This is a genomic window from Halomonas salinarum (assembly GCF_012062845.1).
Taxonomy (GTDB): domain Bacteria; phylum Pseudomonadota; class Gammaproteobacteria; order Pseudomonadales; family Halomonadaceae; genus Onishia; species Onishia salinarum.
Genome location: NZ_WWNB01000006.1, coordinates 135,294 through 158,549 on the forward strand (window position 1 = coordinate 135,294; position 23,256 = coordinate 158,549).

A 23,256-nucleotide genomic window follows, 5' to 3' on the forward strand; every position below is an offset into this window, starting at 1 on the left:
TCACCAGGACGTCTTAAAATTCGGGATCCCAGTCCACCTTCATCCCGCCGGCGGTAAGGTCCACCTCGAGCACCACCTCGTCGGGCAAAAAGGGCAGCAGCCGCTCCTTGCCGTCGGCGTCCTTGACGACCATCACGTCATTGGCGCCGGTCTCGAACAGGTAAGCCACATGACCCAGGCTGTCGCCGTCGTCCGTGGTGACCTGGAGACCCTCCAGTTGGTGCCAGTAATACTCGCCCGCGTTAAGCGGCGGCAGCGACTGTTTAGGCAACAGGATCTCTGCGCCTGCCAGCTGCTCTGCCTGCTCACGCGACGCCACCCCATCTAGCTGGGCCACCAGGCCCTTGCCTTGTTGACGTCCCTGAACCAGCTTTCGGTCGACGAGCTTGCCGTCGAGCCGCAACTGCCACTCGGGATAGTCGAGGATGCCGTCCATCGGGCTGGTGTACGAATACACCTTCAGCCAGCCCTTCACACCGTAGGGACTGGTCAGCTTTCCCAGCACCACATGCTGGTCGCTGCCGGTGCCTGTCGTTGCGCTCTGGGCCATGGCTATTACCACCTAGATGCCGTATCTAGTTGACCGCAATTCAGGCTCAGGCCTGCTTGCGGGCTTCCTTGACCAGCTCGGCGACGCGCGCAGAGACCTGGGCACCATGCTCTTGCCACTGAGCGATGCGGTCCAGATCGATACGCAGGCGCTCTTCCTGGCCGCGGGCGACCGGGTTGAAGAAGCCGACGCGCTCGATGAAGCGGCCGTCACGAGACTTGCGAGAATCGCTTACGGTCAGGTGGTAGAAGGGACGCTTCTTGGCGCCACCACGTGCCAGACGAATGGTAACCATTGCGTTATCTGTCCTTCGGTTGGAGTTACTAAAAATTGGTCTTCGGCCGCACGCTGTCGCGCGGTCCTGCCACGAAGACGCGACATTCTACGGAAATCGAGCCCGCTTGGGAACCTTTTGTGCGCTCGGCGGCCATCACCGCCGCGGCAGACCGCCAGGACCGCCCATACCGCCCATGCCTCCGGGGCCGCCCGGGCCGCCGGGACCACCGCCGCCCATCATGCCGGACATGCCGCGCATCATCTTTTCCATGCCGCCCTTCTTGCCGGCCTTCTTCATCATCTTCTGCATCTGCTTGTGCTGCTTGAGAAGACGATTGAGGTCGGGCACCTGAAGGCCAGCACCGGCCGCGATGCGGCGCTTGCGTGAGCCATTGATGATTTCAGGACGACGGCGCTCCTTGGGCGTCATCGAGTTGATCAGCGACTCGAGCTTGCCAAATTCCTTCTCGGGCCCGGGGCCCTGAGCCATCTCGGCCATCTGCCCCATGCCCGGCAGCTTGCCCATCAGCCCCCCCATACCGCCCATCTTCTTGAGCTGCTGGAGCTGGTCGCGGAAATCCTCGAGATCGAAGCCATCGCCCTTCTTGACCTTCTTGGCGAGCTTATCGGCCTTGCCCTTGTCGACGGTGCGCTCGGCTTCCTCGATCAGCGACAGCACATCGCCCATGCCGAGGATCCGCGAAGCGACACGATCCGGGTGGAAGGGTTCGAGGGCATCGACCTTCTCGCCCATGCCCATGAACTTGATCGGCTTGCCGGTGATGTGGCGCACCGACAGCGCGGCCCCCCCACGGGCATCACCATCGGCCTTGGTCAGGATCACGCCGGTGAGCGGCAAGGCTTCGTGGAAGGCCTTGGCGGTATTGGCGGCGTCCTGACCGGTCATCGCATCGACGACGAACAGTGTCTCCTGCGGCGCGCAGACACGGTGCAGGGACTGAATCTCGTCCATCATGTCGGCATCGACATGCAGGCGACCGGCGGTATCGACGATCACCACATCATGGAACTGGATCTTGGCGTGCTTGAGGGCCGCTTCGGCAATGGCCACCGGCTTCTGAGAAGAGTCCGAGGGGAAGAAGTCGACCTGGACCTCACCGGCCAGCGTCTCGAGCTGGTCGATAGCCGCCGGACGATAGACGTCAGCGGAGACCACCAGCACCTTCTTCTTCTCGCGCTCACGCAGGTAGCGGGCTAGCTTGGCTACCGAGGTGGTCTTACCCGCCCCCTGCAGGCCGGCCATCAGGATCACCGAAGGCGTGCCCTTGAGCGAAAGCCCTTCGGCCCCTTCGCCCATGATCGCCTCGAGCTCCTGCTGGACGATCTTGACGAACTGCTGGCCCGGCGAGAGGCTCTTGGAAACCTCCTGGCCAACGGCACGCTCGCGCACCCGGTCGATGAACGCCTTGACCACCGGCAGGGCCACATCGGCCTCCAGTAGCGCACGGCGCACCTCGCGCAGCGTGTCCTTGATATTGTCTTCGGTCAGTCTGGCCTGACCACTGATGGACTTCAGCGTCTTCGATAGACGCTCTGTCAAACTGTCGAACATGGGGCCCTCCGGCAGGGATGCCTGGCTTTGGGCAAAGATTATACGCCTTCCCGGCGCCAGTCTCCATGCACCAGCCCCGTGATTGGGGCGCGTGTTGCGTCATCGCGCCCAGCCGCTTGCGAGCCGCCCGGCTGGGCGCGACCGAGGGGATTCGGTATAGTGATCACTCATGGATTTTTTCACTCGCGAGACGCCGCCGTCGACGGCGATGGACAGCAACCGATGCAGGCGCTTCCCTTTGCCCTTCTGGCCATAGCCTTCTACATGGGCGCTGCCTCATGGCAGGCACTCACCCTCTTGCGGCGCGTTCCCCAGCGCCCGCTGCTGGTGCGCGGCCTCGGCACCCTGGCGCTGGCCTTCCATGGGCTGGTGATCGCCGGGGTCATTCATGAGACCGGCGGCCTATGGCTTGGCCTGTCACCGAGCCTTGTGATGGTCAGCGCACTGGTGACCGGACTCTTGATACTGGGCAGCCTGGCCAAGCCAGTACTCAATATCGCGGTAGGCGTTTTCCCGGTCGCGGCGGTGACCCTGGTGACCGCCGTGGCCTGGCCCGGCGGCGAACATCAGGGTCACCTGACGCCCGGCATCGCCGTGCATGCCATCAGTTCGGCGCTGGCCTTCGCGCTGCTGGCGATTGCGGCCGTTCAGGCCATGCTGCTGGCCTGGCAGAATCAGGCCCTGCGCCATCACCACATTCGTGGCATCGTCCAGACCCTGCCACCCCTGACCACGATGGAACGGGTGCTGTTCGAGCTGATCTGGGCCGGCATGATCCTGCTGACCCTGGCCATCGCCAGTGGCTTCCTGTTCCTCGACAACCTCTTTGCCCAGCACCTGATGCACAAGACGGTGCTGTCATTGGCTGCCTGGGTCATCTTTGCCGCCCTCTTGATCGGCCATCACTGGCTGGGCTGGCGAGGGCTCAAGGCAGTACGCTGGACACTGGGCGGCGGCGTATTGCTGCTGCTGGCCTACTTCGGCACCAAGTTTGCCGTCGAGGTCATCTTCTCCTGAAACCGACCCCCGAGGGCGCCAGCCGTACCTTGACAGCCCTCGGGGGAACTCCTACAAACAAGCCTGACCTGTCATCGAGGACCTTCTCATCTTGAGTGACGATTTCCCGCTGGGACTGCTGTTCGGCCTACTGTTCCTACTCGTCTGTCTGTCGGCGTTTTTCTCGAGCTCCGAGACCGGCATGATGTCCATCAACCGCTACCGCGTGAGCCATCAGGCCAACAGTGGCGATCGTCCCGCCCAGCGCGTGCTGCGCCTGCTGGCCAGGCCAGACCGGCTGATCGGCGTGATCCTGATCGGCAATAATCTGGTCAACAACCTGGCAGCGGCTCTGGCCACGGTACTGGCCATCCACTTTTTCGGCGAGGTCACCGGCCCGGCCATCGCCCCGCTGATCCTGACCATCGTGATCCTGATATTTGCCGAGGTCGGTCCCAAGACCTATGCGGCGATCAAGCCCGAGCGTATCGCCTACCCGGCATCCGTGGCGCTGGAGCCGCTGCTCAAGGTGCTCTATCCGCTGGTATGGCTGGTGAATGCGGTCTCCAACGGCCTGCTGAAGATGATTGGCGTCAAGAACCTGACCGGTAACGGTGACCACCTGACGCGGGACGAGCTGCGTACCGTGGTGCATGAAGCAGGCACCATGATTCCGCGTCGCCACCAGTCGATGCTGTTGTCGATCCTCGATCTTGAAAACGTCACCGTTAACGACATCATGGTGCCGCGTCACGAGGTAGTAGGCATCGATCTCGAAGACGACCTGGACAACATCCTCGCGCAGATCCGTACCAGCCAGCACACACGGGTGCCGGTCTTCAAAGGCGACATCAACAACATCATCGGCATGTTGCACCTGCGCAACGCGGCACGCTTCCTGTCCAAGGACGAGGTCACCAAGGCCGCCATCGTGCAGGAGGCTCGGGAGCCCTACTTCATCCCTGAGTCGACGCCGCTGCATACGCAGCTACTCAACTTCCAGCAGCAGAAACGCCGCACCGGCATCGTGGTCGACGAGTACGGCGACGTGGAAGGACTGGTCACGCTGGAAGATATCCTCGAAGAGATTGTCGGCGAGTTCACCACCGACATGGCGGGCATGCATCAGGAGATGCACCTGCAAGACGATGGCAGCTACGTGATCGAGGGTACCGCCAACATCCGCGAGCTCAACAAGTCGCTGGGCTGGCAGCTCCCGACCGATGGACCCAAGACCCTCAACGGCCTGATCCTTGAGCACCTTGAGGCTTTCCCCGAAGGCCCCACCTGCCTGCAGGTCGGCAATGTGCGCCTGGAAATCGTCGAAGTAAAAGACAAGGTGATCACCTCGGCGCGCTGCTGGCAGCATGTTCGCCGCGCCGCCCGCCAGGAATGACGCCAGCGGTCTGGCGGATAGGCACTGGAAGCCGGCATTCAGCCTTCCATCCTGATATGCCGACCAGATGCCGCTAATCACGGGCGCCTCTGAGGCCTCTCAGACGTCACCTAAGCAAAGAGCCGCGCTGACACAGACAGCGCGGGCTCTTTGCGTTATGTCATTCAAAGGGCAAGGTGTCATCCGAAGGGTAGCGAAAGCCCCATGGGGCAAGGCATCACCTAGCGGGGTTGTCGCGAGAGATATCCTGCTTGCCCGCCGCGATCACGGCGTCGGCCTCTCGCTTCAGCGCCTTTACCTGGGCCGCCAACCCCGCGCGACTGGCCTTTGCGGCAGGCACCGGCTCACCGAACACCAGTGCCACCTTTGCCTGAAAGCGTCGCGGCAGCCGAGTCAGCGCCGGGCCGTGACGGTTGGAGGTCCAGGAGCCCCAGAGCCCCGCCAGCCCCACCGGCACCACCGGCACCGGATTGCGGGCGAGAATCAGATCGAGGCCACGTCGAAAAGCCTGAACCTCACCGTCCCGCGTCAGCCGCCCTTCGGGAAACAGCATCACCACCTCGCCATGGCGCAGCGCTTGACTGACCTGATCCAGGGTCCGCCGCAGGCCACCCGGGTCACTGCGCTCTGAATCCACCGGAATGGCGCCCACCAGCCGGAACAGCCAGTTCAGCCGCGGCGACTCATAGATAGGCCTGTCCATCAGGAAACGCAGTGGCCGCGGGCAGGCACCACCGATGACCAGGGCATCCATGAAACTGACGTGATTGCAGACCACCAGGGCGGCACCGCGCGCCGGCACATGGTGGCGGCCGCGAAGGCGCAGCCGGTAGATCAGCGCGACCAGCACAAACACCAGCAAGCGCAACACCGGCCGTGGTCGGCGCACGATCATCGCCACCCCCACCGCCAGGGCGATGCCCCCAAGACTTGCCACGAAGCTCTGCAGATCAAGCCCCAGCCCCGACAGCATCAACCCGCCATAGCCCGCGGCGACCACCATCAGCAGGGCATTGCAGATGTTGTTGGCGGCGATGATCCGCCCGAGTCGAGCCTCGTGACTGCCGAGCTGCAGGAGGGTATAGAGTGGCACGATGTAGATGCCGCCGCCGACGCCGACCAGCGCCAAGCCCGCCAGCATGCGCCAGACCTCAGGCTGCTCGATCAACATGCCAAGCGAGCGCCCCATCTCGGCCGCGCTGTCCACGCCGGCCAACAGCAGGCTGGCTGCCCCGATAATGAGCGCGCCAAGCGGCACCAGCCCCAGCTCAAGACGCCCGCCGGAGAGCCTTGCACACACCAGCGCCCCGGCACCGAAACCAAAGGCGAAGGCCGCCATCAGCATGCTCATCATCGCCTCGTCGCCACCCGCCACGACGCGTGCCCAGGCGGGAAGCTGGGTCAGGAAGCTCGCGCCCAGGAACCAGAACACGCTGATAGCGAGAATCGCCGACCACAACACCGGCGAATGCACCCCACCACGTAGCACGTCGACCAGGCTCGCCAGGGGACGAAAGCGAAGACGGCTGTGTGCTGCAGCGGATGAGGATGACGGCGCGTCATCCTCATCTGCATGGGCAGGCAATGGCAACGCCAGACTCGCCCCCCACCCCAACAGGGCGACGCCGACCAGGGTGGCCATGATGGCAGGACGCGACCATGGCGCCGGCAATGCCGCGAGGACACCGGCGAGCAAGGCACCAGCGAGGATGGCAGCGAAGGTGCCCACATGGATCCAGGCATTGCCGCGTCCCAATTCATAGGAGGGCAGATGCTGAGGCAGGATGGCGAACTTGACCGCACCGAACAGCGCCGATTGCGTGCCCATCAGCACCAGCAACACGAACAGCGCGATCACGCTCTGGTACCAGACGGCCATGGCCGCCAATGCCATCAGCATGCATTCGGCGAGTTTCAGCACGCGAACCAGACGCCGTTTATCGACGTGGTCGGCCAATTCGCCGCCCCAGGCGGAGAAGAGCAGAAACGGCAGTATGAATAACCCCGCGGCGAGATTGATGGCCAACCCCATATCCCAGCCATGACGCGGCACGGCGAAGAAGGTCAGCATCAACAGCAGGGTGTTACGAAAGAGATTGTCGTTGAACGCCCCCAGCGCCTGCACCCAGAAAAATGGAGCGAAGCGACGCTGGGTCAGCAACCCCCGGCTCACATCTTGTCCGGCTGGTGCCGTAGGCCGTTCAGCAGCGTCGATAGCAGTTGGTCGAGCAATTCCTCGACTTCCAGCTGCTGCCCCTGCCAATAGCCCAGGCGCTCGTTGAGGCCAAGCTGAACCAGGCCATGCACGCTGCCCCACAGGGTGCGAGCTAGGCGGCGGGCCTCCAGGTCATCGATCGCTGGCTGGAATTCCTTGAGGGTCGCCTCGACCCGCACGAACAGCGCCTCGATCATGTCGTTCTGGCGCTGGTCGAGCTCGCCTTCCTGCGCCAGGGGGTAATCGAACAGCAACTGCCAGCGAAAGGGAGCGGCCTTGGCGAAATACCAGTAGGCCTTGGCAAGGCCGGTCAGCCGCGTCTCGGGGCCACCGCTCTCGAGTCCCTCGATGGCACCGCGAAGATGGGCCAGCGTCTCGATATTGACGTGCTGCAGCAGGTTATTGAAGCTGCCATAGAGTTTCAGCAGCGTGCTGGGGGCACAGCCGACCTCTCTGGCCAGCGCGCGTAGCGATAGCGTATGGACGGGGTGCTCCTTTAGCCAGGCATCACAAGCTGCCATGACCTGAGCATGCAACGCCTCGGGCGCGTGCTGTCTGGGACGTGCCATTGCATCCTCGCAGGTACGCTATACGGCTAGGGGCGGAAATGACATTATCGCATGTCTCGAACAGCGTTTTATATCAGCATACCGCCCCTTCATACAATCACAACGTCGTCAACGGCTCGCCCGGCGGCGCTTTGCAGCGCCAAAGCTCTTGGTTACCCTGAGCCACCGCGCTTAAGTGCCCAATACGCGCCAAGAAAACCTACTGGAGAGCCCATGGCCGGTCGCTTGCACATCGCGCCGCTTGACCTGCCCCGCCTGCTGCCTGAGCTCGTGATCAACGAGCCGTTGCTGACCGGTGCCAACCTGGCGCCCCGCCAGGGCCTGTCGATGATCCGACTCGACGCCGGCAGAGCGCATCTGCGCCGCGCCTTCTGGGGGCTGACGCCACCGTGGCTCAAGGTGCTCGACCACGCTCCTCACTGCGCTCGGGCGGAAAGTCTCGATGAGCGCAAGATGTTTACCGAGGCCTTCGCCGCTCGCCGATGCCTGATCCCGGTCAGCGGCATCTACGTGTGGCGCGCCATGCCCCGCGGCAAGCAACCCTACCTGGTGACCCGCGCCGATCGCGGCCCGTTGCTGCTCGCCGGCCTATGGGCGCGTTACCACACCACCCTGAGCGCCTTTTACGATTCCATGGCACTGATCACCGTGGCAGCACCGTCGCTACTGACACCTCTCACCGACCGGCTGCCCGCGGTCATCGGTGCCGATCAGGCAGCGGCCTGGCTCGACCCGGCCACCTCGCTCGACAAGGCTCGCGCCATGCTCAAGCCGGCCTCAAGGGAACTGTTAGGCGCTTTTCCGGTATCAAGACGAGTGAATAACCCGCTGAATCAGGAATGGGCCTGTGGGCATCCCACCGGCCCCATGCTGCGCAGCCAGCCCGAACAGGAATCATGATGACCCTCACGCCCCGCTTTGGCCCCAAAGGCCGCTATCTCAACGTTCTGGCGCGCCTGACCGTTAGCAGCGTTTTGCTGATGCCACTCCTCGCGCCGACGCTTGCCAGTGCCGCGACCACGCCTGATGCAACGCCGCAGGCCTCACAAGAGGCAACATCCGAGACCGAGACGACCGCGCTGCGCACCAGCCCCAACGATAACCGCGACTACCGCCTGCTGACGCTCGATAACGGGTTGACCGTGTTGCTGGTCAGCGATAGTGAGGCCGACAAGGCCGCCGCTTCGATGAACATCGATGTGGGCAGCGCAAGCGACCCCGAGGACCTTTCAGGCCTTGCCCACTTCCTTGAACACATGCTGTTCCTGGGCACCGACGGCTACCCGGCCCCCGACGCCTACCAGAGCTACATCAATCAGCACGGCGGCAAGCACAACGCCTTCACGGCAAGCCAGGACACCAACTACTTCTTCGATATCGAACCCGGTGCCCTGCCCGGCGCCCTGGACCGCTTCAGCCAGTTCTTCATCGCGCCACGCTTCAACGCCGACAAACTGGAGAGCGAGCGCAATGTCGTCCATTCTGAGTATCAGGCACGACTGCGCGATGATGGACGCCGAGAGAATGATGCACTCGATCAGGTGCTCAACCCCGACAACCCGACCACCGGTTTTTCGGTGGGCAGTCGTGCCACCCTGACCTTGCCCGATGACGCCGAGACACCGCTGCGCCAGCGAGTCATCGACTTCTTCAATGCACACTATGGTGCCAGTGTCATGCACCTGGCCCTGGTCGCTCCCCAGCCGCTGGATGAGCTCGAGGCCATGGTCCGCGAGCGCTTCGCGGCGATAGATAACCGTGGCCTGAGCCGCCCTGAGGTCGAAGCCCCGCTGGTGCGCCCCGACAGCCTGCCGCTGTCACTCGAGGTCGCCTCGCTGCGCGATGAGCGAAAGCTGCGCTTTATCTTTCCGGTGCCCGACCCCGAGTCCTTCTATGCCACTAAACCGGCTTCCTTCATCGCTAACCTTCTAGGGCATGAAGGCAAGGGCAGCCTGCTCGAGCAACTGCGCAAGGCCGGCCTCGCCGATGGCCTGTCGGCAGGCGTTGGTCGTGGCGATGGAAAACACGCCCTCTTTACCGTCGGCATCAGCCTGACGCCTGAAGGCGCGCAGCAGATACCGCAGATTCAAGCCAGCCTGTTCGAGGCCATCGACAAGATACGCGCGCAAGGACTCGAGCCGTGGCGTTATCAGGAGCAGGCTAGTCTTGCCGAGCAGGAGTTCCGTTTCCAGCAGCACGGTTCGCCTCAGCATGACGCCACGCGCCTGGCCATGAACCTGGCGCATTATCCGAGCCATGACGCCCAGTACGCTCCCTACCGCATGGATGGCTTCGACAAGGCACTCATCGAGGCGTATCTGGCAGCGCTGACGCCAGACAACCTGTTGAGGGTTTACCGCGCCCCCGAGGTCGAAGGCAACAACACCTCGCCCTGGTTCGATGCGGCCTATCGCATCGACACGATACCGGATTGGGCGAATGCCTCGCCCCTCGGCGGGCTGGCACTGCCCGAGCCCAACCCCTATATTGCCAAGGACCTGAGCCTTGGCGATGGTCAGAACTCATCGCCCGAACGCTTGCTGAAGGCTCAGGGGGCCGAGCTATGGCATCAGGCCAATACCGACTTCGACACGCCCAAGGTGGAGTGGCGCTTCAGCCTGCAGCACCCGGCAGCGGCAGCCAATGCCCGCGATGCTGCCCTGACACGGCTACTCGCCGGCTGGCTCAACGATAGCCTCAACGAGACCCTCTACCCGGCACGGCTTGCCGGCCACCAGTTCAATGCCTATGCCCATGCTCGCGGCATCACGCTTGCCTTCTCTGGTTGGCGCGACCGCCAGCCTCGGCTGATCGAGCGGGTGCTCACGCAGCTGACCGAGGGCGAGATCACTGCCGACAGCGTCGAACGGGTCCGCCACCAGCTTGAGCGCGAATGGCGTAACGCGCCCGAATCCGCGCTTTACCAGCAAGCCAACCGCACGCTGGGCGAAGCGCTGTTACGCCCCCAATGGCCGGCGGCTGTCATGCTCGACGCCATCGAAAATCTGGATACGGCGGCCCTTCGCGACTATCGCGAGACCTTCCTCGGTTCGCTGCGCCTCGAGGCCATGGCGGTCGGCGATCTATCCAAAGCGGTGGCCCGCACCACCGGTGAATCGGTCATCACCACCCTGGCGCCGAACCTGAATGCCCAGGCAGTACCTGACCTCGAGCCGCTGGATATCTCGAGCACCCTGCCCGACCTGACTCCCCACAGTACTCGCCAGGACTCGCTGGTGCTGCGCTACCTGCAAGGCAAGGCTCGTACGCTGGACGAGCAGGCACGCCTGGCCGTCCTCGGCCAGATGATCGCCACGCCCTTCTACACCCGGCTGCGTACCGAACAGCAGCTTGGCTATATCGTCAATGCCAGCTACATGCCGCTACTCGACGCCCCGGGTCTCAGCCTGCTGGTGCAATCGCCGGACACCGACAGCGAGATGATCGGCCAGCGCATCACCGACTTCCTCGACGAGTTCGACCAGACCCTCGCCGAGCTCGACGACGCCAGCCTGGCGCCCTACCGCCAAGCCGTGCATGACCGCCTGCTGGAGCGTGACACCTCGCTTGGCGAGCTCGCCAACCGGCATTGGCAAGCCCTGGCGCGTGACGATACCGGCTTCGATCATCGCGAGCGCCTGGCCAAACGGGTATCGACGATCACCCCGGCGGCATTGCGTGACACCTGGGCGGAGCTTCGCGAGGCACCAGCCGCCGACATCACCTTCGATCCCGGCGATAGCCCAAGCGATGTGCTGGCGCTGACCGCTGAGCTCACGCCACTTCCCGAGGCCAACTGATCGCCGCTTCCGTCGTGTCATGGGCCGTGTCATGCGCGCCGTTTTTCTCCGACGCGGCGGGAGCCCCCAGATAACAGGATGCCCCGACACGACGACGCCCAAACCTTGTCACAAGGGTCGGGCGTCGTCGTATTGATAGCGTGTCGAAGGCGCCATTGACGCGCCAGGGGTCAGGCGCCGAAGGCCTGAGCAGGCATGATCGCCTCGACGTGCATCACCAGCTCCTCCAACACCTGACGTTCGCCGTCCTCGAGGCTTACCTGATTCAGGCGCTCGATCTCCCGAGCGAAGCCCTGCAGGGTCAATCCACCCAGGCTCGCATCGTTCATGCGCGACCAGCGATAGGCGTCCCATTGGACCTGCTCATCGCCTTCCAAGGTGTCGGGATAATTGCGTGCCCGAAAGCGGAACAGCATTTCCTCGAGGCGCGGGTCCTGAAAGGCAAAGCTGGCCCCCACCAGGTCCCAGGGGTCCGACTCACGCACCCGCTGCATCTGCTGGCGGTCGGCCGGCGAGAAGAAACCACCGGAATAAAGCATCAGGTCTGGGTCCTGCGGCCCCTCGGGGGGTGGTTCGGCGAACACACCAGCGGCGCGGCTCGCCGCCTCGGGAGACGCCGACAACTGCTTCCAGTGCTGGCGACAGGTTGGCAGATCAAGCCCCAGGCGCTCGACGATATCGCCATACTCTCCCTTGCGCTCACCACTCGTATCCTTCAAGTAACTCACCGGCATGAGCACGGGGCTCTTGTTGAGGTGAATCACCTTGAGGGGGATGCGGGTTTCGCCCTCGGCGAGATCATCGGCGCCGACGAATACCCGGGCACGGATCTCCTCGACGGACAACTCGAACAACGGCGTCGGGTCCACCGCCAGGTCATAGACAATCACCCCGTTGGGGTTACTGGGATGCTCGGCCAGGGGCATGACCAGAGCACTGCAGGCACGACTCGCCGGATAACGGCGCGAGATATGCAGAAGCGGCTTGCGCGAGGCGATGTCCAGGCGCTTGGCGACCTCTCGCTTGCTGCGCAGTGCCAGCAGGTAGTCGAAGAGCCCCGGATTGCAGGACTTGAGGAGCCGCCCCAGGGCGATAGTCGCGCGCACATCGGCAAGGGCATCGTGAGCGCCGGCATGCTCAATGCCATTGGCGGCGGTCAGGTGCTCGAGCTTGAAACTCGGCGCCCCGTCCTCGCGCTTGGGCCACGCGATGCCTTCGGGACGCAGGGCATGGAAGGCTCTCACCACATCGATCAAATCCCAGCGCGAGTTGCCGTTCTGCCATTCCCGCGCATAGGGATCGAGGAAGTTGCGATAAAAGAGATGGCGACTGACCTCATCATCGAAGCGCAGGCTGTTGTACCCCAGCGCACAGGTACCGGGCTCACTCATGGCGTCGTTGATGATACCGGCGAACTCGGCCTCAGGGACGCCCCGGCGTTGCGCCTTCTGCGGCGTGATGCCGGTAATCAGGCAGGCCTGGGGATGTGGCAGGTAATCATCGGCTGGCTTGCAGTAGACGTCGATCGGCGCGCCGATCTCGTTGAAGTCGGCGTCGGTACGGATCGCGGCAAACTGCGAAGGTCGATCGCGACGAGGATCGGCCCCGAAGGTTTCGTAGTCATGCCACAGGAAGGTCCGTGGTGCGGCGGGGGACGGCGCCATGAAAGGCTCTCCTGGCAGGCTAAATGACACCTAGCCTAGCACAGTCCCCCGCTCGACTCAGCCGCCTCACCGACGGCCCAGATAACACCCTCAAACACTCTCAGCTGCGCGGCAGCGTCACATTGAGCTCGAGTACCGAGCAATCATCATCGCGATCAAGGCTAATGTTGATGGCGTCCTGGTCAACCTTCACGTAGCGGCGGATCACCTCCAGCAGTTCACGCTCCAGCATCGGCATATAGTCCGGCTGGTCACGTTGCCCTCGCTGGTGAGCGACAATAATCTGTAGGCGCTCCTTGGCGACGGAGGCGCTCTTCTTGCGCTCGCCTTTTAAGAAATCCAGCAGTTTCACCGACGACCTCCCCCGAACACGCGGCTCAGCAGCCCTTTCTTTTGATACTCATGGAAACGCAGCGGCACGGTCTCACCGAGCAACCGCGAGACGGTGTCGGTGTAGGCCTGTCCGGCATCACTTTTCTGGTCGTGGGTGACCGGTATCCCCTGGTTCGACGCTCGCAGCACCGCCTCCGACTCGGGAATCAGGCCAATCAGGTTAATGGCCAGAATCTCGCAGATATCATCGAGGTTGAGCATATCGCCGCCATCAACGCGGGACGGATTGTAGCGAGTGATCAGCAGGTGTTCCTTGATCGGTTCGCGACTCTGCTCAGCACGACGGGTCTTCGATGACAGCAGGCCGAGAATACGGTCTGAGTCACGCACCGACGACACCTCGGGGTTGGTCACCACCACCGCCTCATCGGCGAAGTACATGGCCAACTGGGCGCCACGCTCGATGCCTGCAGGTGAGTCACAGATGATGTAGTCGAAGTCTTCGACCAAGGCATCGAGAATCTTCTCGACGCCTTCACTGGTCAAGGCATCCTTGTCGCGGGTCTGTGAGGCCGGGAGGATGTGCAGGTTTTCGACCCGCTTGTCGCGGATCATCGCCTGATTGATCCCGGCATCCCCTTGGATGACGTTCACCAGGTCGTAGACCACGCGGCGCTCGCAGCCCATGATCAAATCGAGGTTACGCAGGCCAACGTCGAAATCGATCACTACGGTCTTGTTGCCACGCAGCGCCAGCCCAGTGGCGATGGCCGCTGCACTGGTCGTCTTGCCGACCCCGCCCTTGCCGGAGGTCACTACAATGATCTTGGCCAAGATAAGCTTCCTGTTGCTAATGAGATAACGGATCGCTGCCCGACTTTCAGGTCAGGGCGGCGATCGCCAGCTGGTCTTCGCTCAGGCTGACCTGGACGGTACTGCCCAGCAGTCGCGGATCAATGTCTTCCAGCCGCTTGTAGTTGCCGGCCACCGACAGCAGCTCGGCGTCCAGCTCACGACAAAAGATAGCGGCTTCATGATCGCCATGGATACCGGCCAGGGCCCGTCCTCGCAAGGCACCATAAACGTGAATGTTGCCAGCCGCCAGCACCTCGGCGCCGGCATTGACCGCACCTACCACCACTAGGTCACCTTCCTGGGCGCTGACCTGTTGGCCCGAACGGACGGTACCACGAAAGATGCGTCCCGTCGGCGTGGCCAAGGCAGCCGCCGGGGTGTCGTCCTGTTCGACCGGCTCCTCGGAGGGCGGCGTGACGCTCTCAAGCGATCGCGACCGCAGCTCCTGTGGCGGGAACCAACCTAGCCCCAGCGCCCAGGCTGATTGCTTGACCGGGTCCCCTCCCCCGCGTACCGCTACTGGCAAAAGCTTGTTGGCGCGGCAGACGGCACAGATCCGCTCCAGCGACAGATGTGGCTCGTCGAGCTTCTCCACACTCAGCACGACAGGGGTGTGCTGGAAGAAGGCGGGTGATTGGCTAAGTTTGCCGGCCAGCTGGTCCCGGATGCGCTCGGGATCGCCGCTGGTCAACTCCATGACCGTCATGGGTAACATGCCACCCTTGAAGGTAAATGCCATGCTGGCCCTGTCCATCTTGAGACTCATTGCCGGACTCCGCAGCGGGTGATTAAGATTAAAGCTAAGCGAGGGATAGCGACCCTGCAACTGATCATAAGACCAAGAGGCCAAGCTGTCAGCGATTGTCTTGCTCGGGTTTTGTTTATGATCCCCAAATTGGCCCCCGGCGGCACAGCTTCCACGTGGCAGGGAAGCGCTGTCCTCCATGGCGGCAGGACTTTTCCGGCTCTTCGTCACATGCTTAGATGGACAGTCATCGCCATGGTGCGGTGCAGGCCCCGCCCATACAGGAACACCACATCATCATGTCAGGAAAGACACCCATAGCATGGCTCCGTCGTCTGCTGTCGCCCCGCTGGCAGCACCCCGATGCCTTGAAACGTCGTGATGCCGTCGAACGGCTTGATGCCGAACGCCCCGACGATCACCGCCAGCTTGAGACGCTGGCCAGGGACCCGGATGCCGAGGTCCGTGAGGCGGCATTGGCGAGACTTGGCGATCCCGAGACACTGCTGGCCATGCTGGATGACGACGCTTCCCCGGAATTGACGACGCGGCTGGTCGACTTGCTGGTCGGCCGTGACCCCAGTGTGAGCCTTGATCGCCGCTTGGTGTTGGTCGAGCGCCTCGATACGCATCATCTATTGAATGAGATTGCCTTACAAGGCGATAACCAACATCTGCGATTGACGGCACTTGCCCGGATAGTCGATGAAAAGACGCTGATCCATCAAGCCTGCGAGAATGGCATCGCCGCCGTGCGTCGTGCGGCAGCCGAACGCATCAAGAGCGAAGACGGGCTGCGCGAGCTGTCACGCCGCGCCCGGCGAGACAAGCAGATCCACCGACTGGCTCGGGAGGCGCTCAACCGGCGGCGCGCCGATGCGGCCCAGGCTGTCGCGAGTCACGAGAAGCGTGAGCGAGTGCTCAGTGCCCTGGAGGCACATGTCACTCACACCTGGGAGCCGCAGTACGCGAGTCGATATCGCCACCTGAAGCGCGAGTGGGAATCGCTGAAGGACCTGCCCAGCGCCGAACAGGAGCGACGCTATCAGGATGCCATCCTGGCGTGCCGAAAAGTCATCAGCGACCACGAGGCCCATCTGCAGGCCGCCGAAAGCGCGCATCAGCAGCGCGAGAGCGACGACGAAATGCGCCTTGGCCTGATCGAAGCATTGGAGGAAAGCCTCGAAGGCCTCCTCCAGAACGGCCGTCTTACCGGGCAGGACATGGCCAGCCTGCGTGCCCAGAAACATCTCCTCGATCAACGCTGGGAAGAACTTTCCGACCGTCACCCGCCTCAGGACTCGCTACGCGAACGCCACGACCGGGCCCTTGCCGACTATCATCACCTCGACGCCGCCTGGGCGCGCCTCGAGCAGCATGCCGACTCCCTTGAGCGTGCACTGAATGATCATGATCACGACGACCTGGTCGCACTGCTCGAGACCATTGACTGGCCGGCCGAGCTGCCACCCGCCGACGTCGTCGAACGAGCGCGTGCCAAGCTCGGCCAAGCCCGTGAGGCAGCTTCATCAACCAATCGAGATGAAATCAAGCGCGACCTCGCCACGCTCGAGGAGCAGCTCAATCGCGGCGCCTTCAAGGCCGCCAGCCGCCTGCATCAGCAGCTACGCCAACACCTCGAGGCGCGCCCAGCAGACGAGCGTCAGGCAGTTGAGGGCCAACTCAAGCGCCTGGGCGCCCAGCTGGCCGAACTGCGTGACTGGCGTGGCTTCGTCGCCGCCCCCAAGCGTGAGCAGCTGTGTCAGAGCATCGAGACGCTGGCCGAGGATGACACCCAATCCGCAGAGGTGATGGACCGCCGTCACCGCCGATTGCTTTCAGAGTGGAAGGCGCTTGGCGATGCCGCCGCCACTCGCGAGCTTTCCCAACGATTTCGCCAAGTCTCCGAGCAGATCCATGAACGACTGGCGCCGTGGCGGGAGCAGCAGCAGGCTCAACGCGTCCAGAATCTCGAGACCCGTCGAGCACTCTGTGAACAGCTCGAGGCGCTGCTCGAGAGCCCCGACCCCGACGCCGACCCGGACGCCTTGCGCGATATCCGTGACAAGGCCCGCGAGCAGTGGCGTCGCTGCGCCCCAGTGCCTCGCCAACAGTCGCAAACCATTGGCCGGCGCTTCGCCAAGCTCTGCCATGATCTCCAGGCGCTGATTGATCGTCGTGCTCAACAGATTGCCGATGCCAAGCGCGAACTGATCGCCGAGGCCCGAACACTCAGCGCATCCTCGCAACCCGCTACCCAGCGTGCACGAGACGCCAAGCACCTGCAGCGTCGCTGGCGCGAGCTGGGACGAGCGCCCAAAGGGGAAGAACAGGCACTTTGGCGAGAATTTCGTAACCTTTGCGACGAGATCTTCGCCAGTCGCGAAGCCGAGTACGATGACCAAGCAGCCCGCGCCAAGAAACGTCTGGAGACCATGCAGGCCATCATCGACCGCATCGATGCCTGGCAACCCTCTTCAAGCGACGAAGAGTCGACTCTCGATGATGCCATCGCCGAAGTCGACGCGCTCAAGCCATTGCCACCCGGGCGGCGAACCGAAGGCATGACCAAGCGCTGGACCGGCATCGTGCGCGCTCGCCGCGAACGGCTCGCCCGACTGGCAGTCAACGAAGAGGTTGTTGCCTGGCAGTCCTTGCAGGCGTTACTCACCGCCCATCTCGATGCGGATCATCGGGCGCTGGATGGCCTGCCCGCCGAGGAGGTGCCTGCCACTGAGGAGCTCACCGGCGACATGCTGGAGGCCCATCAGGCTCGCAATGCGGCTCGTCGTGATCCGCCCTCCCCTGAAACGGTCAAGGACACCCTGACTCGCCTGCGGGTTCACCTGGCGCTATTGGCCGGCAGCAGCCTCGCCCATCAGGACGAGCCGCTGCGCCTGGCCATTCAGGTTGAGCGCCTCAACGAAAGTCTGGGGCATGAGCCAACTCGTGCCGAAGAGCTTCACAGCGTTTTATGGTCGCTGCTGGCCACCGGCCCCATGCCGGTGGACCACTGGGAACGTGAAGCACCAGAGCTCGATGCGCTGCTGCACAAAATGCTGCCCCTGCCACCGCCCTGACAGAGGTCGTCAAACAACGCCGACAGAACATCATGGCCCAGTGACGCCGCCAGCGGCAAAGGCAACCAAAAAGCCCCGAGGCTTGGCCTCGGGGCTTTTTTAGGCGTGCATTCTAGCTAACGTTTAATCGTTCACTAAAAACCTATGTCTATCCTTCAAGCATGGATGAGCCTCAGCCCATGAACTGACCACCGTTGATATCGAGGTTGGCGCCGGTAATGAAGCCGGACTCCTTGTCGGCCAGGAAGACGACTGCCCGTGCGATCTCTTCCGGGGTCCCGTAACGCTTGACCGGAATGCCTTCACGAATTGTCTCGCGCACTTTTTCCGGAATTTTCATGATCATGTCGGTGGCGATATAGCCCGGTGACAGCGTATTGACGGTGATGCCCTTGGTCGCCGTTTCCTGAGCCAGAGACATGGTCAGGCCATGCATGCCGGCCTTGGCAGCTGCGTAGTTAGCCTGGCCGAACTGGCCCTTGCGCCCATTGATCGAGGAGATATTCACGATACGGCCATAGCCTTGTTCGAGCATATCCTCGATGACGCCACGACAGGTGTTGAAGACACTGTTGAGGTTGGTATCGATGACCTCATGCCATTGATCGGAGGTCATCTTCTTCATGGTGCCGTCCCGGGTGATACCGGCACAGTTGACCAGCACACTGATCGGACCGAACTGATTGCGGATTTCCTTCACGCCCGCAACGCAGTCGTCATAATCGGTCAGGTCGATGCCGGATAACGCGATGTTATCGAAGCCCTCAGCCTGTTGAGAGGCAAGCCAGTCCTTGGCCTTTTCCGGATTATGATAGCCGGCAACAACCTGATAGCCCTCCTTGGCCAGGGCGCGGCAGATCGCTGAACCGATGCCGCCAGTTCCCCCGGTAACCCATGCGACGGGTGCTTCATTAGCCATATAATATATCTCCCTATGAATGACAGTGGGTGCTACGACGTTCCCCGGTCAGTATGGACCATTCCCGCGTCGATACCCCCGAGCATCGCAATCCCTAATGTCACTTTCAATTCATACGGCCTACATTCTGTTGTCTTCGATTCAACTCTTGACCATGCGCAAATAACCTGTATTATACGTCTCACGTTGATGCGGGGTGGAGCAGTCTGGTAGCTCGTCGGGCTCATAACCCGAAGGTCATCGGTTCAAATCCGGTCCCCGCTACCAAATATAGAGAAAGCCGATACTCACTCGAGTGTCGGCTTTTTTGTGTCTGTCGTGGTGCCAGACCATACCCAACGGTCACCGGTTCGCCCTGGTGTCAACGTCGGCGGTCCCCGCTACCAAATATAGAGAAAGCCGATACTCACTCGAGTGTCGGCTTTTTTGTGTCTGTCGTGGTGCCAGACCATACCCAACGGTCACCGGTTCGCCCTGGTGTCAACGTCGGCGGTCCCCGCTACCCAATACAGAGAAAGCCGATACGCATTCGAGTGTCGGCTTTTTTGTGTCTGGCACCACGACAGACGCCGGACCATACCCAACGGCCATCGGTTCGCCCTGGTGTCAACGTCGGCGGTCCCCGTTACCCAATACAGAGAAAGCCGATACGCATTCGCGTGTCGGTTTTTTTGTGTCTGTCGTGGTGCCAGACCATACCCAACGGTCACCGGTTCGCCCTGGTCTCAACGTCGGCGGTCCTAGCCGGGGTTGCGATTGCCTTGTACCGGCTCCGCGGGGCCCAGGCGTCCGATACCGGGCAGTTTGAGCGCGAGCGGAGAAAGATCAATACCAAGCGTCAGGCCCAGAACATTGATTTCCAGTCCTTCTTCCCGAGCCAACAGCACCCCTACCAGACCTCCTAGCGCCACTTGATAGCCGCTACCGCTGGGCGCATCGGCCAGCACCTCCTCGAGCAGGTAATCCTTGCCGAGCGCATTGGCCGGTAACGCCACATCGAGTCCGGGCACTTGGCGAATGATCCAGGCGATAAAGGTATTGCTATTGGGGCCCGGCCAGGCGCGATAACGGTCGGGGTGCGGGTAGCGCGCCACGGCGGCTTCGATACGCGGAATCAGCTCCGCGGCGACGGCGCCGCGATAGTCGGCCAGCAGGCGAGGCGGATTACCGTACCAGGCGCGATCCGGCGGCCCCCACTGACTGACCACGGCTGGTCGACGCCAACTCAGCACATGATGGCGCCGATAACGCTCGGCGCCGGCAGCCTTGGTGGCGATCCACGTATGCTCGGCAAAGGCGCCACGCCAGTCATAGGCTCTCGCCGCGTAGACCTGAACAACCGCGTCAGGCGTTACGCTGGGCTGCGGTGCCAGACCAGCAGGCTGTCGATCAGCATCCGACCAATGGGTATCGAGGTCGATTCGATCACCGGCCAGCATCCAGACCGGACCAGCCAGCAGCAGGGCTACCGCGGCCAACACGCCCAGCAACCCTTTCATTATCGGGCCCATCCCCGCCCTCCCGACGCTCAGCTGCTATTCCGCTTATGTGCCATGCCGCACGCCTTCAGCCGCGGACACCTTGAATCCAGGCACCACCACCCGCATCTAACGGGTAAATTCCCCAACACACAAGGTAGCCAGCATGCCGATCGTCGACCCGCGTAGTGGCGAGCCACTGACCCCAGAAACAGGCGCCGGTAACGCGGCCGATGCCGATTCCGCCGCCTACATCGTCGACCTCGACATGAGCAACTTCCAGCAGGTGGTGCTGGAAGGCTCTGTGAATACGCCGGTGGTGCTTGACTGCTGGGTGCCCGGGAACGAGGCCTGCCAGAACCTGATGCCGGTGCTCGAGAAGCTGGCACGTGAGTACAACGGTGCCTTCGTGCTGGGTAAACTCAACGTTGACGAGCATCGACAGATTGCCGCACAGCTGGGCATCCAATCCGTGCCCGACGTCAAGCTGGTCATGCAGGGCCAGCTCTATGATGAGTTCCAGGGCGAACTGCCGGAAAGCCAGATCCGCGAATGGCTCGGCAAGCACATCACCGCCTCGGCAGCCCCGGAAGCCTCACCCGAGGAACAGGCTCAAGCGGCGCTTGAAGCCGGTGACCCATCGACCGCACGATCGATCTACCAACAACTGGTGCAGGACAATCCAGGCCATCACGACTACCAGGTCGACCTGGCAAGTGCCGTGCTGGCCGAGGGCCACCCCGAAGATGCCAGGGCGATCCTCGACAACCTGCCCCCCGAGCACCGCGACGCACCGCGTGCCCGCGGCGTAAGGGCACGGCTCGAGTTTGGCGAAGAAGCCCCGAATGCCGAGACACTCGCAGCACTGGGTGATCGCGACGACAGCGAGGCACAGTTCCTGCGCTCCCTGCGCCGGGTCGCCGACGGCGACTACGAAGCCGGGCTTGACGGCCTGCTGACGGTGGTGAAACGCGACCGCGCCTACGGTGACGATGCCGCCAAGAATACCCTGCTACGGGTCTTCGACGCCCTCGGCGCCGACCACCCGCTAACGGTCAGCTACCGTCGCAAGCTATTCACTCTACTCTACTGAGCCAGCACCTGGTCGAGACGCTGCAGCGCCTCGGCCAGTTGGGAGCGGGTGGTCCCGAAATTGAGCCGAGCAAAACCCGGCCAGCCAAAATCGGCACCGTCGGACAGCGCCACCCGCGCCTCATTCAGCAGTACCCGCTGGGGTGAATCACCAAGTCCTGCATGACGCAGGTCGAGCCAGGCGAGATAGGTGGATTGTGGTGCACTCATCGACACCCCCGGCCAGCCGGCCACCGCTTCGGCCAAGCGAATACGATGCCCGCGCAGTGTCTCGAGCAGTGCCTGGCGCCAGGGTTCGCCGTGACGGTAGGCGGCTTCAGCCGCGACCAGGCCCATCACGTTGACATCCGGCAGCAGACCGCGCCCTGCAGCAATGAACTGACGCCGCAGAGTGGCATCCGGGATTACCGCGCAGGCCGCGGTCAGCCCCGCCAGGTTGAAGGTCTTGGAAGGTGCCCAGAGCGTGATGATGCGGCTGGCCAACATCGGAAAGAGCGCCGCTAACGGCCGGTGGCCGGCGCCTTCATCCAACAAAAGGTCGCAGTGCAGCTCATCGGATACCACCAGCAGGTCGTGGCGTTCGACCAGCTCGGCGAGGCCCTCGAGCTCCTCGTGGCGCCAGACCCGTCCAGTGGGGTTGTGCGGCTGGCACCACAGCAGCAGGCGCGTCTCGGGGGTGATAGCGGCCTCCAATGCCGCCAGGTCGAGCTGCCAGGGCTCACCCGATGCCTCGGGTTCGGCAAGTGCGGCAAACTGCGCTACCCGTCCGGTGCGCTCGGCCACCTGAAGAAACGGCGGGTAGATCGGTGTCACCGTCAGAATACCGTCGCCCGGTGCGGTGAAGGCAAGACTCGCCAGGTGCAATGCAGGTACCACACCCGGCAACCAGTGCTGCCACTCCGGCTTGATTGGCCAGGCGTAATGGTCGCGACTCCAGTCGCATAGCGCCTCGCGTAGACTGTCCGGCACGACGCCGTAGCCGAAGACGCCATGGGCCACTCGCGCATCGAGTGCGTCGATCACTGCCGGCGGCGAACGAAAGTCCATGTCGGCGACCCACAGCGGCGCCACGTCTTCGTCATAACGCTGCCACTTCTGTGACGGCCAGTCGGGATGTCGCCGGGCCACCGGCGTGGCAAAATCGAACTGCATGCTGCCTCCTGTCTCGTTCATCATCCTTGGGAATTCATCGAACATGCCCGAAACCCTCTTCTATGCCAAGGCCATGCGCGGCACGTCACGCCTGGTGGGACACTGGCTGCTGATCGGCCAGTCCAGCCCGGAGCGCCTGGCCATGATCCTCGCCGACACCGCCCGCGTGGCCAAGCTCGGTGAACCGAAAGACACGCCGAGTGGCGCCACTGTCGAGGCCTGGAGTGGTGACGTCCAGCCACCATTATGGGCCGCCCGCGCAGCGAGCTTTCTGCTCATGCAGATGCCAACCAAACCGGCACCCCGTGACGAAACAGAAGCCTGTGCCTGGGCCTATTGCTGGCTACGCAACCGTGACTTCGAGCGCTTTGAAGACGCACAGGCCGCACTGCCCGAGCACCTGCGCGAGGCGCTGGCCCAGGCGCTGCCCGACGCCTGGGCAGACCGGACCAGCCAGCGGCTGATCTAGCCCGCTGAGCGATCCGCTAATCAACAGCACATTGTCCCGGCTACATCGCGGGACAACGCTGACCTCAATCCTCTTGCCTGCTGCCTCTGGAGCC

At 63.0% G+C, this 23,256-nt stretch carries 19 protein-coding genes and 1 tRNA gene; 8 read left to right on the forward strand and 12 right to left on the reverse strand.

Features of this window, described 5'->3' with window-relative positions; genetic code table 11:
- Positions 1–13 precede the first annotated feature (13 nt).
- The 3 genes from rimM to ffh form a co-directional block, all read right to left on the reverse strand.
- Entirely contained in the window at positions 14–550 is a 537-nt protein-coding gene (gene rimM, locus HF027_RS06615; protein WP_168014060.1) for a ribosome maturation factor RimM, read from the reverse strand.
- A 46-nt stretch (positions 551–596) separates the two neighbouring features.
- The gene (gene rpsP, locus HF027_RS06620) at positions 597–845 is read right to left on the reverse strand and encodes a 30S ribosomal protein S16 (RefSeq protein ID WP_168014062.1); all 249 of its coding nucleotides are present in this window, start codon (positions 843–845) and stop codon (positions 597–599) included.
- A gap of 135 nt (positions 846–980) precedes the next feature.
- Positions 981–2,399 (reverse strand): signal recognition particle protein, encoded by a 1,419-nt coding sequence (ffh, locus tag HF027_RS06625; RefSeq protein ID WP_168014064.1) that lies wholly within the window; start codon positions 2,397–2,399, stop codon positions 981–983.
- Positions 2,400–2,621: 222 nt separating this feature from the next.
- Here ffh and HF027_RS06630 point away from each other — a divergent pair, with 222 nt between their 5' ends.
- Positions 2,622–3,416: a cytochrome C assembly family protein gene (locus tag HF027_RS06630; protein ID WP_168014066.1), complete on the forward strand. Its 795-nt coding sequence runs from the start codon at positions 2,622–2,624 to the stop codon at positions 3,414–3,416.
- 91 nt (positions 3,417–3,507) lie between these two features.
- Positions 3,508–4,791 (forward strand): HlyC/CorC family transporter, encoded by a 1,284-nt coding sequence (locus tag HF027_RS06635; RefSeq protein WP_136255493.1) that lies wholly within the window; start codon positions 3,508–3,510, stop codon positions 4,789–4,791.
- Positions 4,792–5,008: 217 nt separating this feature from the next.
- Here the strand turns inward: HF027_RS06635 and HF027_RS06640 are convergent, their stop codons facing one another.
- The gene (locus tag HF027_RS06640; protein WP_245184560.1) at positions 5,009–6,964 is read right to left on the reverse strand and encodes an MFS transporter; all 1,956 of its coding nucleotides are present in this window, start codon (positions 6,962–6,964) and stop codon (positions 5,009–5,011) included.
- Positions 6,961–7,575 (reverse strand): TetR/AcrR family transcriptional regulator, encoded by a 615-nt coding sequence (locus HF027_RS06645; protein ID WP_136255492.1) that lies wholly within the window; start codon positions 7,573–7,575, stop codon positions 6,961–6,963. The genes HF027_RS06640 and HF027_RS06645 overlap by 4 nt, the downstream gene beginning before the upstream one ends.
- Positions 7,576–7,788: 213 nt before the next feature.
- Between HF027_RS06645 and HF027_RS06650 the strand changes: the two genes are divergently transcribed.
- Together HF027_RS06650 and HF027_RS06655 are read left to right on the forward strand one after the other, a co-directional pair.
- Positions 7,789–8,475: an SOS response-associated peptidase gene (locus HF027_RS06650; RefSeq protein WP_168014068.1), complete on the forward strand. Its 687-nt coding sequence runs from the start codon at positions 7,789–7,791 to the stop codon at positions 8,473–8,475.
- Entirely contained in the window at positions 8,475–11,375 is a 2,901-nt protein-coding gene (locus HF027_RS06655; RefSeq protein ID WP_245184563.1) for an insulinase family protein, read from the forward strand. Before HF027_RS06650 ends, HF027_RS06655 begins: the two co-directional genes overlap by 1 nt.
- A gap of 170 nt (positions 11,376–11,545) precedes the next feature.
- Here HF027_RS06655 and sbcB read toward each other — a convergent pair whose 3' ends face one another.
- From sbcB to minC, 4 genes are all read right to left on the reverse strand, one after another.
- Positions 11,546–13,039, reverse strand: coding sequence for an exodeoxyribonuclease I (gene sbcB, locus HF027_RS06660; RefSeq protein ID WP_168014070.1), 1,494 nt, complete (start codon positions 13,037–13,039; stop codon positions 11,546–11,548).
- Positions 13,040–13,139: 100 nt separating this feature from the next.
- Positions 13,140–13,391 (reverse strand): cell division topological specificity factor MinE, encoded by a 252-nt coding sequence (gene minE, locus HF027_RS06665; protein WP_136255488.1) that lies wholly within the window; start codon positions 13,389–13,391, stop codon positions 13,140–13,142.
- Positions 13,388–14,206, reverse strand: coding sequence for a septum site-determining protein MinD (gene minD, locus HF027_RS06670; protein WP_168014072.1), 819 nt, complete (start codon positions 14,204–14,206; stop codon positions 13,388–13,390). The genes minE and minD overlap by 4 nt, the downstream gene beginning before the upstream one ends.
- Positions 14,207–14,252: 46 nt before the next feature.
- Positions 14,253–14,993 (reverse strand): septum site-determining protein MinC, encoded by a 741-nt coding sequence (gene minC, locus HF027_RS06675; RefSeq protein ID WP_168014074.1) that lies wholly within the window; start codon positions 14,991–14,993, stop codon positions 14,253–14,255.
- A gap of 278 nt (positions 14,994–15,271) precedes the next feature.
- Between minC and HF027_RS06680 the strand changes: the two genes are divergently transcribed.
- The gene (locus HF027_RS06680) at positions 15,272–18,052 is read left to right on the forward strand and encodes a DUF349 domain-containing protein (RefSeq protein WP_168014076.1); all 2,781 of its coding nucleotides are present in this window, start codon (positions 15,272–15,274) and stop codon (positions 18,050–18,052) included.
- 172 nt (positions 18,053–18,224) lie between these two features.
- Here the strand turns inward: HF027_RS06680 and phbB are convergent, their stop codons facing one another.
- Positions 18,225–18,971 (reverse strand): acetoacetyl-CoA reductase, encoded by a 747-nt coding sequence (gene phbB, locus HF027_RS06685; protein ID WP_168014078.1) that lies wholly within the window; start codon positions 18,969–18,971, stop codon positions 18,225–18,227.
- 190 nt (positions 18,972–19,161) lie between these two features.
- Here phbB and HF027_RS06690 point away from each other — a divergent pair.
- Positions 19,162–19,238 (forward strand) — tRNA-Met (locus HF027_RS06690).
- 473 nt (positions 19,239–19,711) lie between these two features.
- On the opposite strand, the gene HF027_RS06695 is transcribed toward HF027_RS06690, so the two are convergent.
- Positions 19,712–20,482: a DUF3750 domain-containing protein gene (locus tag HF027_RS06695; RefSeq protein WP_168014080.1), complete on the reverse strand. Its 771-nt coding sequence runs from the start codon at positions 20,480–20,482 to the stop codon at positions 19,712–19,714.
- 133 nt (positions 20,483–20,615) lie between these two features.
- Here HF027_RS06695 and HF027_RS06700 point away from each other — a divergent pair, with 133 nt between their 5' ends.
- A complete protein-coding gene (locus tag HF027_RS06700; protein ID WP_168014082.1) occupies positions 20,616–21,542 on the forward strand; it encodes a tetratricopeptide repeat protein in 927 nt (308 codons plus the stop codon).
- Here the strand turns inward: HF027_RS06700 and HF027_RS06705 are convergent.
- On the reverse strand, positions 21,536–22,693 hold the full coding sequence (locus tag HF027_RS06705; protein WP_168014084.1) for a MalY/PatB family protein: 1,158 nt from the start codon (positions 22,691–22,693) through the stop codon (positions 21,536–21,538). The two genes, HF027_RS06700 and HF027_RS06705, sit on opposite strands and share 7 nt — an antisense overlap.
- Before the next feature lie 43 nt (positions 22,694–22,736).
- On the opposite strand from HF027_RS06705, the gene HF027_RS06710 reads away from it, so the two are divergent.
- The gene (locus HF027_RS06710; RefSeq protein ID WP_168014086.1) at positions 22,737–23,162 is read left to right on the forward strand and encodes a hypothetical protein; all 426 of its coding nucleotides are present in this window, start codon (positions 22,737–22,739) and stop codon (positions 23,160–23,162) included.
- Positions 23,163–23,256: the final 94 nt, after the last annotated feature.

Bases quoted from the DNA above. Each gene is read 5' to 3' on its own strand.
- rimM (WP_168014060.1), bottom strand. From the start codon at position 550: ATGGCCCAGAGCGCAACGACAGGCACCGGCAGCGACCAGCATGTGGTG.
- rpsP (WP_168014062.1), bottom strand. From the start codon at position 845: ATGGTTACCATTCGTCTGGCACGTGGTGGCGCCAAGAAGCGTCCCTTC.
- ffh (WP_168014064.1), bottom strand. From the start codon at position 2,399: ATGTTCGACAGTTTGACAGAGCGTCTATCGAAGACGCTGAAGTCCATC.
- HF027_RS06630 (WP_168014066.1), top strand. From the start codon at position 2,622: ATGCAGGCGCTTCCCTTTGCCCTTCTGGCCATAGCCTTCTACATGGGC.
- HF027_RS06645 (WP_136255492.1), bottom strand. From the start codon at position 7,575: ATGGCACGTCCCAGACAGCACGCGCCCGAGGCGTTGCATGCTCAGGTC.
- HF027_RS06650 (WP_168014068.1), top strand. From the start codon at position 7,789: ATGGCCGGTCGCTTGCACATCGCGCCGCTTGACCTGCCCCGCCTGCTG.
- HF027_RS06655 (WP_245184563.1), top strand. From the start codon at position 8,475: ATGACCCTCACGCCCCGCTTTGGCCCCAAAGGCCGCTATCTCAACGTT.
- sbcB (WP_168014070.1), bottom strand. From the start codon at position 13,039: ATGGCGCCGTCCCCCGCCGCACCACGGACCTTCCTGTGGCATGACTAC.
- minC (WP_168014074.1), bottom strand. From the start codon at position 14,993: ATGAGTCTCAAGATGGACAGGGCCAGCATGGCATTTACCTTCAAGGGT.
- HF027_RS06680 (WP_168014076.1), top strand. From the start codon at position 15,272: ATGTCAGGAAAGACACCCATAGCATGGCTCCGTCGTCTGCTGTCGCCC.
- phbB (WP_168014078.1), bottom strand. From the start codon at position 18,971: ATGGCTAATGAAGCACCCGTCGCATGGGTTACCGGGGGAACTGGCGGC.
- HF027_RS06695 (WP_168014080.1), bottom strand. From the start codon at position 20,482: ATGGGCCCGATAATGAAAGGGTTGCTGGGCGTGTTGGCCGCGGTAGCC.
- HF027_RS06700 (WP_168014082.1), top strand. From the start codon at position 20,616: ATGCCGATCGTCGACCCGCGTAGTGGCGAGCCACTGACCCCAGAAACA.
- HF027_RS06705 (WP_168014084.1), bottom strand. From the start codon at position 22,693: ATGCAGTTCGATTTTGCCACGCCGGTGGCCCGGCGACATCCCGACTGG.
- HF027_RS06710 (WP_168014086.1), top strand. From the start codon at position 22,737: ATGCCCGAAACCCTCTTCTATGCCAAGGCCATGCGCGGCACGTCACGC.